Genomic DNA, 15,184 nt, shown 5'->3' with positions numbered 1-15,184 from the left:
ATAAGTTTTTTTCATCACTTTAAACCGTCCTTCACTAAATTTTATCTTTGGTTATCCTACCATTCAAAAACAGCCTCACGGAAATTACGTCTCCAACATAGTGTAACTGCATTTTTTATTAATTTTCTGTAACGCAGGTTACAAAACAACTCCCTAGCGCATTGCACCAGGGAGTTGTTAATCAACTTTATTGTAAACTCAACGACTTTATTGTTTAAGAACAATCATTTTTAAAGTGCGTAACACCCTACTCCACCGTAACACTCTTAGCCAAATTCCTCGGCTTATCAACATCATGACCAAGAGCCAGCGAAGCATAGTAGGACAACAACTGCAATGGCACCACCGACAATGCTGGAGTCAGCAAAGGCAAAGTACGAGGGATCGCAAACTGGCGATCGACCGATTTAGCAACCTCTTGCTCGTGACCTTCATTGATTATGCCAAGGACGTCAGCTCCGCGAGCTTTCGTTTCTTTAATGTTGCTAAGCATTTTCTCGTAGAGGTCCTCTTGCGTGAGGAGCGCGATAACTGGCGTTCCTTCTTCGATCAACGCCAACGTACCGTGCTTGAGCTCTCCCGCAGCATAAGCTTCGGAGTGAATATACGAGATTTCCTTCAGCTTCAGCGAGCCTTCCATTGCCACCGCATAGTCGATACCCCGACCAATGAAGAACAGACTGCTATGATGAGTGATCGATTCCGCAACCTTCTTAATCACTTCCGATTGACCCAGAATCTTCTCCACTTGCTCTGGCAATGCCTCCATTGCTGCAAGAACGTGAGCAACTGCCGCCTCATCCTGCGTTCCAACTACCTGTGCCCAGTACAATCCAAATAGGGAGAAAGCAATCAGCTGAGACGAGTAAGCTTTGGTGGAAGCTACCGCGATTTCTGGTCCAGCAAGCGTGATGATAACGTCATCCGCTTCACGGGCTACGGAGCTACCAACTACGTTCGTAATCGCTAGTACGTGAGCACCGCAACGTTGAGCCTCACGAAGAGCAGCTAACGTATCCGCTGTTTCCCCAGATTGGCTGACAACAATAACCAACGTATCCGGCGTAATGATCGGCGAACGATAGCGATACTCCGATGCAACATCCGTCTCTACTGGAATGCGCACCAATTGCTCAATTACATTTTTCCCAACAAGTCCCGCATGCAGAGCGGTACCGCAAGCTACAATATGAACACGATTAATGCCTTTAAGCTTCTCAGCTGTAATCTTAAGCTCCGGTAGCACCACGGAACGACCATCTTCGCTAATGCGCCCAAGCATTGTATCCCGATAAGCCTTAGGCTGCTCATGGATTTCCTTAAGCATAAAGTGATCGAAACCAGCCTTCTCAGCCGTCATCAAATCCCAATCCACATGGAAAATATCTTTGGAAATCGGATTGCCTTCCATCGTGAGTAGCTCGATACCATCACGTGTCAGAACAGCCATCTCCCCGTCATTGAGAATGTAAATATCCCGCGTATGCTCCAGAATCGCTGGAATATCAGATGCGATATATTTCTCTCCATCTCCAATACCGATAATAAGAGGACTAGCGTAACGCACCGCAACCAAACGATCCGGCTCATGCTCTGTCAGCACACCAAGTGCGAATGCTCCACGCATTTTTTTGACGGCACGCTGTACAGCCTTAACGATGTCACCCTCGTACTCCACTGAGATCAGATGGGAGATAATTTCCGTATCCGTCTCCGACAGAAAACGATGACCCGCACGCACAAGCTCTTCTTTAAGCTCTAAATAATTCTCGATAATCCCATTATGCACGACGGAAAATTTCAACGAATTGTCCGTATGAGGATGAGAGTTTACATCCGAAGGTTTACCATGCGTCGCCCAGCGAGTATGCCCGATTCCGACTGTTCCGCGTAGTGGCTCTCCGCCCAATTTGTTCTCCAGGTTTACCAAGCGACCTACCGTCTTCGTGACTTCCAGGCCTTGCTCTGTAAACACTGCAATACCCGCCGAGTCATAGCCCCGATACTCCAACTTCTTAAGACCTTCTAGCAAGATCGGTTGTGAGTCTCTATTTCCTATATATCCAACTATTCCGCACATATTTATATAAGCCTCCGTTTTGGTTTCTCAAATTTGATCCGAGATCCCGCAACCAAGCCGAATGAGCGGCACAAGCCGTTATCAAATAAGGGGTTTCCGCTCTCCCCTAACATCCCACGTTATGCCCCTCAAGCGACCGGTTCAGGTCGCTGGACATCCTACGTTGTTTCTTTGAATCATCGTATCGGATTTTTGTACGCCTGGTTGCCCTAAGCGTTTTGTGTTCCGATTGTCGGCTCCGATGATAAGCCGGGAGGTCCCCGCCGAATATTTCGAACACCCCCACCTCGTCAACTTGTCGGTTACATAGACCTAATGTAGAAGCTTTGCGCTCGAATCAGCTTTCCCGTTCCTGATCCTTGCCCTTCGACATTACTCTAAGCATCAACAAGTTCTGGCGCTAATATGCTTAAAAACTTCTACCCTGCCCTTCCATTCTAGAGTCATCCCTTATCTTATTCGTTTTGAAAATGAGTTGCAACCTTTACACCGTAATTTTCTATTTGTGGACAGCATTTACGACTAAGCGCGGAGTTCATGTATTCAGTTACGAATGGCTGGCGCTTCAGGGCAATCGCATTAGATCAAATTTTAACGCTATGGCATCACTCTATTGTGCCAAAATGTGTCACTCGTGCCGAAATAGCGCCGTGCTATAACGTTATTTCCTAGAATGGAGATCATTTCGGGAGCATATTGAGATGATAACGTTATGGCATCACTCTATTGTGCCGAAATGTGTCACTCGTGCTGAAATAGCACCGTGCCATAACGTTATCCTTCTAAAGGGTAGCGGGCAACGTCACTCCTGTTCGTAACCTTCTCAGATACAAGTCTACCCGAGTGTGAATGATAACGAAGTACCTCACCAATATAACAACAAGCGCCCAGTCGCAAAACCTGGGCGCTTGTTGTTATATAAGCATTTACTTCTATACGAACGATATCAGCGTAGCTCGATCCGTTGCTATTAAACCAATTCTGCCTTAACAACGGCCACGATAGCTGCAACGTGTTGCTCGATTTCTTCCCGCTCCGGCCCTTCAGCCATAACGCGGATCAAAGCTTCAGTCCCAGAAGGACGCACCAGCACGCGTCCGTTATCGCCTAGAGCTGCTTCCGCAGCAGCGACAGCCTCGGCTATTGCTGTATTCCCCGGATAGCGGGATTTGTCCGCTACGCGTACGTTTACGAGCACCTGTGGATATTTGCGCATCATTTTCTTCAACTCGCCAAGCTTACGCCCGGAGCCAACAACTGTATCCACCAGCTGTAAGCCCGTCAGGATGCCGTCTCCCGTTGTACTGTGATCTAGGAAGATAACATGACCAGACTGTTCTCCGCCGAGGTTATAGCCCCCGTTAACCATCTCTTCCATGACATAGCGATCGCCTACTGCAGTCTTCGCTGTACGAAGTCCTAACGTCTCCGCCGCTTTGAAGAACCCAATGTTCGCCATGACGGTCGTAACGACTGTATCGTGCGCCAAGCGCCCCGACCTGCGTAGAGCATCTCCGCAAATGCATAGAATGTAGTCCCCATCCACTTCATCACCATGCTCATCGATCGCGATCAAGCGATCCGCGTCTCCATCGAAGGCGAGCCCAAGATCCGCACCATGCTCCTTCACTTTAGCAGCAAGCATCCCAGGATGAGTTGAACCAACACCTTCATTAATGTTCAGTCCATCTGGTTCAGCTCCATACGCAATGACTTCTGCTCCAAGCTCACGGAAAATTTGTGGAGCAAGCTCAAAGGCAGAACCATGTGCGCAATCCAACACAAGCTTAATACCAGCAAAAGAATGGCTTACTGTCGTCTTCAAATAATTTAGATATATGGACTTAACCTCAAGATCCGTTGTGACCGAACCGATCCCGCTTCCCGTTGGGCGAGGCAATGTATCTTCCTCAGCATCCATCAAGCGTTCGATCTCCAGCTCAGTCTCATCTAAAAGCTTAAAGCCGTCCCCACCGAAAAACTTAATGCCATTATCAGCAACAGGGTTATGCGATGCCGATATCATAACTCCCGCATCCGCCCCTAATACACGGGTTAAGTAAGCAACAGCAGGCGTACTTACGACGCCTATTTTAACGACATCTGCTCCAATTGATAATAATCCAGCCGTTAGAGCACTTTCGAGCATAGCACCCGATATCCGTGTATCACAACCAATGAATACTTTAGGACGTTTAGCTTTTCCAGCTAATACGACTCCACCACAGCGACCAATCTTATATGCCAATTCTGGTGTTAGCTCCTGATTAGCTACACCGCGAACACCATCTGTTCCGAAATATTTCCCCATAATAAACTATCCTGCTCCTTCGTTCTCATCTTATTGTGGCACAGTTGGCTGGACTTCGCCTTCCTCAACGATAATGTCTCCATTAGGGTTGTCAGGGTCAGTCGTCGTCTCAGTTGCGGCCTCATCCAAGATTTCTACCGTTATCGTTTTCGTGCCACCCGCTTGCTCCATGTATCGTTCTAAACTAACGACAAGCGGTATTGTGTAAATGCCGGGACCTCTACCACTAAGATCTGCGATAACATCTACATCACCAGGTCTCAGGCGATCCAATATGGCTGGAGCCCCTTGAATGACAATATCCGCTTTACCCGACGAAGGATCCGTTATCGTTACCTTCAGCCCCTCGGTTAACCCACTTAAAGTTATAGGCAATCCCTCAAGAGTCCTCGTGGTGGAGAGAAGGACCTCAATGTTAATGTTAATCTCTGCTGGAGAGATCTCGATAATAGGGGCCACAATCTTCAGCGGAACAGTCACCTTTCCTGAATTCTTGATCTCGTCCAATTGAACATTAACATCAATAAATTCAATCTTGTCCAGCGCATCCTGTGGTCCATAGACGGTTACCTGCTCTACATCAGACTTGAAGGAAGCAATACTTAGTCCTGATGGCATATGACCGACTAATTTAATTTGTAATGGAACGATCTTAAACGGATTTGTAATCGGGATTTCAACCTCGAGCACTGCTGGATCAATAACAGCTCCCTCGACCACTTTACCTTCCTTGTCATAAGCAGCTAGCTTTACGCTCTTGTTCTTAATGGATTCCTTCTCCCCATCAATCGCAATCGTAGCTCCAACGCTTTCAACTACCGCCAATAAATTTTCAGGTAACGTAACGTGCACTCGGTTACTTGGTGTTAGGATAGGCGTGCCTAGCTTATAGCCTTTGGCAGGATAGCCTTTCGTCTTTATCTCGACTTCCATTTCCTTCGTCTGGAGAGACTCAATTCGGACTGTCACAGAAGTTGGCGACAACGTTGCTGATATTCCTGCGGGCAGATCCTCTTCTAACTGCAGTGTATGCTCTCCCTCGCCCACCGTTCTCAAATCAACTTTCACACGATAGTTTTTTGTTTGCGCGGTTTTTAGAGCGCTTTTGGATCCACGAACCGTAAGGTTAACCTTCTGTGGCTCTAAGCCGATCAGCACGTATTTTTTCTCATCCAAACCATACGGCTGTACACTGACATCGTTAATTACTTTCGTATCGTACAGAGATGACACATTATTAGGCGTCGTATCATTCGGTTCGAAATGAACGACTGCCCACATTAATATCGCAAGTCCAAGTGCAATCAGCTTCGATGCGATCGGGTGATTTAGCCACTTATCCACGTTTGCCACCTTCTTTCCGTTTCCAGAAAGCCCAATCCGTTGTCTTAACCTTGAATTGGGGACGCAATTCCTCGAATAGCTTAGATATCAATGACTCTTCCTTAATATCGCGCACAATTTGACCGTTGATGGCTAGCGATACTTGTCCGGTTTCTTCCGAGACTGTGACAGATATCGCATCGCACACCTCAGTAACACCGATAGCAGCACGATGACGAGTTCCTAATTCCTTGCTTATAAACGGGTTCTCCGATAGTGGTAAATAACAGCCCGCTGCCATGATCTGATTGCCACGAATAATAACGGCACCATCATGCAGAGGTGTATTAGGAACAAATACATTACTTAGAAGCTCAGAGCTTAGCTTCGAATTCATCTTAATGCCCGACTCAATATAGTCATTCAAGCCCGTATTCCGCTCAAACACAATTAACGCTCCAATTTTTCTAAGCGCTAAATAATTAACCGACTTAATAACTTCATTGATCTGATGACTAGTATCCTGCTCCTCTGGTGATGATCGAGTAAAAATCTTACCTCGACCAAGCTGCTCAAGAGCCCTTCTAAGCTCCGGTTGGAAAATAATCAGAACCGTAACAACACCGAAGGTGAACATCTGGTTCATCAGCCATTTCAGCGTATACAAATTAAGCCACGTACTCAATGCCCAAGTAATCACGAGCAAGAAGATTCCCCGAAGCAATTGAACCGCCCGAGTCCCACGCACCATTTTGATAAGTAAGTAGATGATGTAGCTTACGATCACCACATCAGCGATATCTTTAATCGAATTTTTAAGTGTCAGCCCGGCAAAATAGTCCAAGACGCGACCCCCCGTCCCGACGCTGGAATAGTTTTCGACAAAATTTGTCGGAGTTACTGTTAGTATCTATCTTATTATCTTTCTCTACTCTTACCATGAATTCCTGTCATTTACACAAAAAAAACCTCTCATTATCCCAGAGAGGTCTTATTGCTCAATCCGGAGTGCTGTTCTACGGTATCAATTCCTGTCGAATCTTATCAGGAACCATAAGCCAATGTCCCAAAAAAGGAGCTTACTTTATACCAGAACCAGTCTACAGCCCTATCGATTGTCTTGATCTCTCCTGCAATGTGTGCCGTTGATGCCAGAGGAGTCACACTGCCATCGATAACTGTAAGATTTCCATCTAAATCACCTAGAACCTCAACCTCACCATTAACAACAACTAAGTCTCCGGAAAACTTCTGCCCTTCAGGTACGATGACCTTCTTGCCCTCAATGATAACATGCTCCAAATCTGGACCAGATACGGATAGCTCCTGACTCTGATTCCACATCGACACGAAGCTGGATAGCATCACAACCAAGAATAACGCGGCTGCGGATACAGCGGGATGCCGACGAACCCAGGAGGTCCATGCCTTAGGACGTCTTGAGCTAGGAAGCGACTTCATAATTCGGTCACCCAGATCAGCAGGTGCCTTCTCTATAGGGAAAGCCTTTACGAGCGCCTCTGTGCGCTCTAATGATTCATAACGGTTACTGCACGACGAACATTCACCCAGATGCTTCTGCAGCTGCATCGTTTCCTCGCGTGCCAAGTCCCCATCCAGATAGTCATGCATGAACACGACGGCGACGTTGCACTTCATATCAGCCATCCCTTTCTTAAGTGGATAACAAATTCCACAACCGATGCTTCTATAGTGTACGTGTGGCATAACAATGGGGTTTCATTTATTTGAATGAATCCGCTCACTGTTTGTTCTCCAGTTTCTTCCTCATAAACTCTCGCCCACGATGCACCCGAGTTTTCACGGTCGTTACTGGCATGCCTAACACGTCCGATATTTCCTGCAATGACATGTCTTGGAGGTATCGTAAAATCATCACGGATTTGTATTTCACGGGTAATGTCGCTATTGCCCCGCGAATAAGCTTCTGCGTCTCCGAAAGTAGCAGTTCACTCTCTGGTGTTCGATCGTCGCTTGGAAGCATCGCATATCCGTCTAAGCCCTCATGCTCAGACGATTCCGCATCGAGTGAATATACGGCTTTCCTTTTTCTAAGTCGATCAATACATAAGTTTGTAGCGATTCTGTATATCCATGTGGAAAACTTCTGGTTCTCATCGTAACGATCCAGATTCTTATATACTCTAAGGAAGGTTTCCTGCACAACATCCTCCGCCTCCTGACGGTTTCCCGTCATCCGGTAAGCGAGGTGGTACAGCTTATCCTTATACATATCCACAATCTCCGCGAAAGCACGCTGATCCCCTTTCAGGGCTAATCGCGCCAGCCGCGTTTCAACTGGCTTCAAAGTTACTCCTCACCTTCCTTCCCAGCTATGGCAGGTTTACTGAGACTTTCGCTGTGCCGCCATACTCCCATACTACCCACGATAATTTGAATAATGCCCGCTCCCTGCCATTAAGTGAGAGGCTCGTCCATAACAACGAATAGCTACCTAGCAGAATCGTAATCCAGTCAAACTGAAAAAGCAAGAAAATACCTAAAGAAGGTTCCAATCCTGACAAAAAATCTTCTTGTCCGACTCCCTAATTGTGACAAAAGGGCCCGGCTTGCAGCCCGGGCCCTATTCATTCCGTTATATCAGCCTGTATTTCGTAGACCGGCTGCAATGCCGTTAATCGTTAACAGCACTTCACGAAGAAGAATCGCATCATCTTCGTTCTGTTCACGTAATGCACGCAATTCAGTCAATAATTGAACCTGCATGTAGCTTAACGGATCGACGTAAGGATTACGAAGTCTGATCGACTCTTGGATAACTGGGACATTATCAAGGATTTCCTCTTGTCCGGTAATCGTCAGAATCATTTCTTTAGTCTTCGCATATTCTTCTTCGATTTGCGAGAAGATTCTTTCCTTGATCGTGCTATCTTCAATCATACCCGCGTATTGATCCGCGATGATCAGATCCGCTTTAGCAAGCGCCATCTGAAGATTGTCGATAAGAGACTTGAAGAACGAATACTCTTTGTACATTGTACGTAGAGTTTCAAGACGCTCTGCATTTCCGTTCACATATACTTGGAATGCCGTTCCCGCTGCATACCATGCTGGTAGCAGGTAGCGGCTTTGCGTCCAAGCGAATACCCAAGGAATAGCACGCAAGTCTTCGAAACGATCGCTTCCCTTCCGTTTGGAAGGACGTGAGCCGATATTCAACTCTCCAACTTCCGGAAGAGGTGTCGATTGCTTAAAGAAGGTCATAAAGTCCGGATCACGGAAAATCAGATCCTGATATTTGGTCTGAGCATCAACGGAAATTCCACGCATGATCTCTTCCCACTGCTTCTCAACTGAGCTCTCCTGTGAAGGATTGCGAGCGAGGTAAGCTCCAACGATTAACGCGCCAGTCGCTTGCTCCAGACTCCGGTAGGCAATCCCCTTCATCGAATAACGGGAAGACAACACTTCGCCTTGCTCCGTTATCTTAATTCCTCCGCCAATCGTATGTGGAGGCTGTGCAAGAATACTGCGGTTAAGCGGCATTCCTCCACGTCCTAGTGCACCACCGCGACCATGGAAAAATTTCAATCGAACATTATGAGCTTTCGCAGTCTGTGTCAGGTCATTAAGAGCTACTCTCAGCTCCCAGTTCGCTGTCACCATTCCGCCGTCTTTGTTGCTATCGGAGTAACCAAGCATAATTTCGTGTAGATCGTCCATCGAAGCAAGACATTGACGATATACAGGAAGGTTAAATAATGTTTCCATAATTGCAGGCGCTTCATGCAAGTCATCGATCGTCTCAAATAACGGCGCTGCTTGCAGCGTACATGTGATTGTGCCATCTGAATTGCGACGGAACAAACCAGCTTCCTTAGCAAATACCATAACTTCAAGAATGTCACTAGCAGCTTCAGACATGCTGATCAAATAGCTCGTGATGCAGCCTGTTCCAAACTCCTGCTGCGCTCTATAGATTGTATGATAAACATCCATGCATTCCTTACTGGAATCGCTTAGTTCAATCGTCCCGCCGTTCAACACGGTATTGTCTGATTCAAGCAATCCATTAAGAACATTGATCTTCTCAGGCTCTGAAAGCCCACTATAGTTCGTCTGAATTCCCGCTTTCGCAAGCAGCTCAGTCATCGTGTTCTCGTGCTCTTGACTATGCTGACGAACGTCTAGAGCCGCAAGATGGAAACCGAACAACTCCACTTGGCGAATAAACTTCTTCAGATAAGTATCCGCTACGTAATCCGCAAAGTGATGACGCAGACTCCGATCAATGAGTTCGATATCGGCAATGAGATCTGAAACCGTATGATAACGTTGTTTCGTCCCCTTGAATTCATCTTCCCTCATGTTCTGAAGCTTCTGTAGCATATATCTTAATTTAACGCGATAAGGTTCATTATCATTCGTCCAAGGCTCCACCGTACGAAGCTCAACATTGCTGTTCTCTTCACGGATAGACTCTTTAAGCTCATCAGTCACGTTCACAATCGTAGTGCTGAAGCTCAATTGACGACTGAGATCACGAATAATGTTCTCATACTTATAGATAACCAGGTTACGTTGCATATTAAGCGTCTTCCATGTCACTTCAGACGTTACCGATGGGTTACCATCACGGTCTCCGCCGATCCATGAACCAAAACGAAGATAGGTTGGTACATGCCATGACTCCTCTGGATAATACTTCTGGAGACAACGCTCAAGCTCCTCATATACGTCCGGAAGAACTTCAAACAACGTTTCGTGGAAAAAGTACATCCCATTACGCACTTCATCGAGTACAGTAGGTTTCCGATCACGCAATTCGTCCGTCTGCCATAAGGTTAATACCTCATTAAGCAGCTTCTCGCGTAGCTTTTCACGTTCACGGTAAGTTAGAGTTGGATTATCCAGCTCCATAACCTCATCCGCGATCCGTTTATGAATGTCGAGTACGTCGCGTCGTGTAGCTTCAGTCGGATGCGCAGTCATGACAAGCTCTAGAGAGATATCATTAAGCATATCCCGAACTTCGCCTACGGACAGATCCTTCTGCTTCAAATCTTGTACCACGCTCTCAATTGAACCGGGTTGAACCGCTTCTCCTGTAGAACGTTCGTAATCACGCTTACGGCGGATCCGATGGTTCTGTTCAGCAATGTTGACCAATTGGAAATAGATCGCGAATGCACGAATAACCTGATGTCTCTTTTCAGGGTCTAAAGTTTTAACTGTATTAATAAAATCTTCGTACAACTCTGGCAAATGCTCAGCTCGTAGAGCCTTGCTCATTTCCCGTATTTTCTCAACATGTTCTAGCAGTTCCCGACCACCCTGATGCACGAGCACTTCACCCAGAATGTTACCTAGAAAGCGCACATCTCTGCGCAACAGATGATTGGACGGAGAACGTTGACTTGTAGTCACTTCCGTCATCACATTCACTCCAAACATTACATTCTACAAAAAAACCTTCCTTTTATCATACTACAATGATCGTCGAAAATCTTCTTTTAATTCATCATTTAGTCATAATTCTTATTTACCAGTTAAAAAAAACAGCCGCACGAACGAGTCGTCACGGCCGTTATGCTACTTTTGTAAGGTCGTAATATTTGTAAGATCAGGAATTGTAATGATTCTGCTCTCTCTTCCGGAGAAAATATAGGACCCATACGCTTTCACAACTGAACCCATTCTGCCAATCGGATATTTATCATCATCCTCTACTGCATCTTCACCACTGAGCACGAGTGGCTTAACCTTCCATTTCACACCATCATCCGAGTAAAGAACGGTAGCATGATGTTCATACGCGGCATACCTTACGAACTTATCATCGATAACAGAAATAAAATCGCTGATAAGGCTATTTGCATCAGGAACATTTGTGACTTCCTTTTTCCACGTTATTCCGTCCTTAGAGGTCAAGACGTAATCGTTTCCGGTACCCGCTGCAACATACCCTTTCGAGTTTTTCATGATGTAGGGGAGTCCAGAAGCACTTGGAAGCTTCGCAACCTTCCACTTCAATCCATCTGAGCTATATACGATGCGGCTAGGCTTAACACCTCCAAGGCCTTGTGAAGCGATGAATTTCTTGCCGTCCCACATCAGACTTTCCATATTGAAATCAGTTTGATTTCCGAGTTCTTTCCACGTATATCCGTCCTTGGACGTAAAGATGCCTCCGAATTGTCCCGCTGCGAGAAATCGATCTCCGGTCCAAACCAAATACTTCAATAAGTTAAAAATAGGCTCTCGCCATTTCATTTGAATAAGCTTCCATTTGGCTCCATCCGTTGATACATAGACACCCTTTAAGCCGGCAGCCACGAATTTCTTCCCATCCCAGACTACAGAACTGAGGTGTGGTGCCAAGGTTGAGTCTAGAATCGCACTTGGTCTCCAGGTTTTACCGTCATCTGTATATACAACTGCTCCATCATCACCGACGAGGACTGTTCTTTTACCATTCGTTGCAGAAGAATTAAAATCACTGGATGACCCAAGCAAGTTAACCTCCCATGACTGTCCGTCCTTTGAATAGTAGTAATAAGTTACTTTGGGGAAGTGTGGATCATGAGAAGAAACACCCACGAATCCATCTTTCGTCGATATCATACTTGAAATGATTTGGGTGCCTGGTAAAGGCGTCGACTTCCAGTTTTTCAAATCTGTAGAGGAGAAAATAACTCTATTCGTTTGTGAGCCTTGCTTCAACAATCCCATTGCCACATAAATTTTGCCGTCATATGCGATGTTGCCGACTTGGCCGCCTTTGATAAAGGGCAGTTTCTTCCAGGTTTGTGCATCTGGCGAAGTATAGAACCCACCGTTCCCTGCGCCAACGTATTGCTTTCCGTTCCATATGATTTCAAAAATATAAAAATCATCACCCTTGTTCGTCTTCTCGATCCACTTCGTTCCGTCCTTGGACGTCGCCATGTATTGACCGTTGTAATTTTGGGCGATAAGCAGTCCATTTACCGATGATATAGAAGTAACTTGCTCTTTCCCCTTTGGCCCAGTTTGTAAATCTGCCCATTGTATTCCATCCGTGGATACATAAGCATTCCCATAGTGATCCGTTCCATAGAACTTTTCATTTACCAAAATAGCTTTCGTAAGTGCCTCATCTAAGTTTGTATCCTGCCTCTTCCAAGTGACGCCGTCCGCTGAGATGAATACCATAGAATCTCCGTAGCCGTAGTCGTCCCTAGATCCCCACATCATGTATTGCTTGCCCGTCCATACGATCGTTGATAGATGGTAATCCCCAATTCTCGATTGACTCTGCCAGCGGCGACCGTCCTTAGATATGGCATATGTTCCATGCTGGCCAATCGCAACGTACTCGTTATTCCCATAGATGAAATCATGAAGCGTATCTATCGAGAAAGAGGTATTCATCGTCCAAGTTCCGTCTTGTGAGTATATCGATCCACTGGAGATGTAGGTTTCTCCATCCGATTCTGTTATGACTTTTGTGTAAGCACTAGCTGCGTGGCTTATCGTGGTCAGTAATAGTGCTGCGATAGCGGTCGTCGTTAATACTCTTTTCATTGTTTGAATAATCATGATGGCGAAGTCCCTTCTAGGCTGCTATTGTTTTGTTTGAACAAATACGTCCCCGAATAATCTTTGTTGTAATGAAAAAAGCCACCTTTTCACGAATTGCGAAAAGGTGGCTCTACCTGTTATCTCAAGCTTCTGTTCGGTAACCCGGCCGTCATCGTTTCTCTCTTGGAGAGAACATTAGACCCGAGGCTTTGCGTCCTTGTCTTTCGACAAGTTTGCCATTTCGTTGTTTAGCTAATATCTAGTTTTATAGACCTAGGGCTAATTTACCTATGCCTATTATAGTAGCGGGTTATCATTTGAACCAGACTAATATTGGAAGCCACGTTGCGCTCCTTCTTTAGATAAACAACAAAAAAAAGCTCCCTGATTAACAAGGAGCTTCGACGTTTGTTGTTGGAGCGGGTAAGGGGAATCGAACCCCTGCTATCAGCTTGGAAGGCTGAAGTTCTACCATTGAACTACACCCGCGTGCGTTGCAATAGTGGTCGGGACGACACGATTTGAACATGCGACCCCCTGGTCCCAAACCAGGTGCTCTACCAAGCTGAGCTACGTCCCGACATTATGAAGGTAATCATTTCTTAAAAAAAAGCCCTAGATGTAAAGGCTCCTGAAAGCGACTTTGGAGCGGGTAAGGGGAATCGAACCCCTGCTATCAGCTTGGAAGGCTGAAGTTCTACCATTGAACTACACCCGCATAGTGAAAATAGATGGTCGGGACGACACGATTTGAACATGCGACCCCCTGGTCCCAAACCAGGTGCTCTACCAAGCTGAGCTACGTCCCGACATTGATAAGTATTCTGTTGTAAAAAATGGCGCGCCCTGAGAGATTCGAACTCCCGGCCTTTTGATTCGTAGTCAAACGCTCTATCCAGCTGAGCTAAGGGCGCAAATGTTGGAGCGGAAAACGGGGCTCGAACCCGCGACCTTCTCGTTGGCAACGAGATGCTCTACCACTGAGCTATTTCCGCATCCTTTTGTAAGTATGGTGCGCGTAGAGGGACTTGAACCCCCACGTCGTGAAACGCCAGATCCTAAGTCTGGTGCGTCTGCCAATTCCGCCATACGCGCATGATTACAAGTTCACCATTCTGAAAATGGTGAGCCATGAAGGACTCGAACCTTCGACACCCTGATTAAAAGTCAGGTGCTCTACCAGCTGAGCTAATGGCTCAAAATGGCTGGGGATCAAGGATTCGAACCTTGGATGACGGAGTCAAAGTCCGTTGCCTTACCGCTTGGCTAATCCCCAACGGCAAGCCAATCTTAAATAGATATGGTGGAGGCTGACGGGATCGAACCGCCGACCCTCTGCTTGTAAGGCAGATGCTCTCCCAGCTGAGCTAAGCCTCCGAATAATGGTGACCCCTAGGGGATTCGAACCCCTGTTACCTCCGTGAAAGGGAGGTGTCTTAACCGCTTGACCAAGGGGCCATGAATGGTAATGGAAGTGGAGCTCTCAACCGGAATCGAACCGGTGACCTCATCCTTACCATGGATGCACTCTACCTACTGAGCTATGAGAGCATGGTCCAATACCTAAACACAGCGATAGAGATTAATAATTCTGGCCTGGCAACGTCCTACTCTCCCAGGACCCTGCGGTCCAAGTACCATTGGCGCTGGAGGGCTTAACGGTCGTGTTCGAGATGGGTACGCGTGGAACCCCTCCGCCATTATTACCAGACCAGACTTACTATACAAGGCTTGCGCCTTGAAAACTGGATGCGAAGTAAAGCTTTATAGAAGAAGTGGTGTGTCATATGTCTTACAATGTCAATTCGCTTAGGATAAGCCCTCGACCTATTAGTACTCGTCAGCTCCACACATTGCTGCGCTTCCACCCCGAGCCTATCAACCTCGTGTTCTTCAAGGGGTCTTACGAATTGGGAAATCTCATC

The 15,184-nt window shown here is 46.4% G+C and carries 8 protein-coding genes, 12 tRNA genes, 2 rRNA genes and 1 riboswitch; all 22 genes read right to left on the bottom strand.

Going from position 1 to position 15,184, the window contains the following annotated elements; genetic code table 11:
- Window positions 1–247: 247 nt before the first annotated feature.
- Window positions 248–2,080 (bottom strand): glutamine--fructose-6-phosphate transaminase (isomerizing), encoded by a 1,833-nt coding sequence (gene glmS, locus M1K58_RS25010; protein WP_256761615.1) that lies wholly within the window; start codon window positions 2,078–2,080, stop codon window positions 248–250.
- Window positions 2,081–3,050: 970 nt separating this feature from the next.
- Window positions 3,051–4,391: a phosphoglucosamine mutase gene (glmM, locus tag M1K58_RS25005; RefSeq protein ID WP_256761614.1), complete on the bottom strand. Its 1,341-nt coding sequence runs from the start codon at window positions 4,389–4,391 to the stop codon at window positions 3,051–3,053.
- Between the two features lie 30 nt (window positions 4,392–4,421).
- Window positions 4,422–5,735, bottom strand: coding sequence for a CdaR family protein (locus tag M1K58_RS25000; protein WP_256761613.1), 1,314 nt, complete (start codon window positions 5,733–5,735; stop codon window positions 4,422–4,424).
- Complete coding sequence (cdaA, locus tag M1K58_RS24995) at window positions 5,728–6,558, bottom strand: diadenylate cyclase CdaA (protein ID WP_256761612.1); 831 nt, start codon at window positions 6,556–6,558, stop codon at window positions 5,728–5,730. Before cdaA ends, M1K58_RS25000 begins: the two co-directional genes overlap by 8 nt.
- Before the next feature lie 200 nt (window positions 6,559–6,758).
- Window positions 6,759–7,373 carry a zf-HC2 domain-containing protein gene (locus M1K58_RS24990; RefSeq protein WP_256761611.1) on the bottom strand — a complete coding sequence of 205 codons (615 nt, stop codon included), beginning with the start codon at window positions 7,371–7,373 and terminating at the stop codon, window positions 6,759–6,761.
- Between the two features lie 103 nt (window positions 7,374–7,476).
- A complete protein-coding gene (gene sigW / locus M1K58_RS24985) occupies window positions 7,477–8,043 on the bottom strand; it encodes an RNA polymerase sigma factor SigW (RefSeq protein ID WP_256761610.1) in 567 nt (188 codons plus the stop codon).
- A 293-nt stretch (window positions 8,044–8,336) separates the two neighbouring features.
- Entirely contained in the window at window positions 8,337–11,132 is a 2,796-nt protein-coding gene (ppc, locus tag M1K58_RS24980) for a phosphoenolpyruvate carboxylase (RefSeq protein WP_256761609.1), read from the bottom strand.
- 156 nt (window positions 11,133–11,288) lie between these two features.
- Window positions 11,289–13,277, bottom strand: coding sequence for a sialidase family protein (locus M1K58_RS24975; RefSeq protein ID WP_256761608.1), 1,989 nt, complete (start codon window positions 13,275–13,277; stop codon window positions 11,289–11,291).
- A gap of 135 nt (window positions 13,278–13,412) precedes the next feature.
- A riboswitch (cyclic di-GMP riboswitch) is annotated at window positions 13,413–13,507 on the bottom strand.
- A 167-nt stretch (window positions 13,508–13,674) separates the two neighbouring features.
- Window positions 13,675–13,748: transfer RNA gene (locus M1K58_RS24970), tRNA-Gly, on the bottom strand.
- 14 nt (window positions 13,749–13,762) lie between these two features.
- Window positions 13,763–13,839: transfer RNA gene (locus tag M1K58_RS24965), tRNA-Pro, on the bottom strand.
- Between the two features lie 64 nt (window positions 13,840–13,903).
- Window positions 13,904–13,977 (bottom strand) — tRNA-Gly (locus M1K58_RS24960).
- A 14-nt stretch (window positions 13,978–13,991) separates the two neighbouring features.
- Window positions 13,992–14,068, bottom strand: a tRNA-Pro gene (locus tag M1K58_RS24955).
- A 28-nt stretch (window positions 14,069–14,096) separates the two neighbouring features.
- Window positions 14,097–14,173: transfer RNA gene (locus M1K58_RS24950), tRNA-Arg, on the bottom strand.
- Window positions 14,174–14,179: 6 nt separating this feature from the next.
- A tRNA-Gly gene (locus M1K58_RS24945) sits at window positions 14,180–14,254 on the bottom strand.
- 15 nt (window positions 14,255–14,269) lie between these two features.
- Window positions 14,270–14,354: transfer RNA gene (locus M1K58_RS24940), tRNA-Leu, on the bottom strand.
- 27 nt (window positions 14,355–14,381) lie between these two features.
- A tRNA-Lys gene (locus M1K58_RS24935) sits at window positions 14,382–14,457 on the bottom strand.
- A 4-nt stretch (window positions 14,458–14,461) separates the two neighbouring features.
- Window positions 14,462–14,535 (bottom strand) — tRNA-Gln (locus M1K58_RS24930).
- Between the two features lie 25 nt (window positions 14,536–14,560).
- Window positions 14,561–14,636, bottom strand: a tRNA-Val gene (locus M1K58_RS24925).
- Between the two features lie 6 nt (window positions 14,637–14,642).
- Window positions 14,643–14,717, bottom strand: a tRNA-Glu gene (locus M1K58_RS24920).
- Between the two features lie 17 nt (window positions 14,718–14,734).
- A tRNA-Thr gene (locus tag M1K58_RS24915) sits at window positions 14,735–14,810 on the bottom strand.
- Window positions 14,811–14,853: 43 nt separating this feature from the next.
- A 5S ribosomal RNA gene (gene rrf, locus M1K58_RS24910) occupies window positions 14,854–14,970 on the bottom strand.
- A gap of 99 nt (window positions 14,971–15,069) precedes the next feature.
- Window positions 15,070–15,184: ribosomal RNA gene (locus tag M1K58_RS24905) — 23S ribosomal RNA — on the bottom strand; the annotation flags it as partial.

It is taken from the genome of Cohnella sp. WQ 127256, assembly GCF_024519285.1.
GTDB lineage: Bacteria > Bacillota > Bacilli > Paenibacillales > Paenibacillaceae > Cohnella.
Note: the sequence above shows the minus strand (reverse complement) of the source record. Positions and strands in the feature narration are given on the sequence as shown.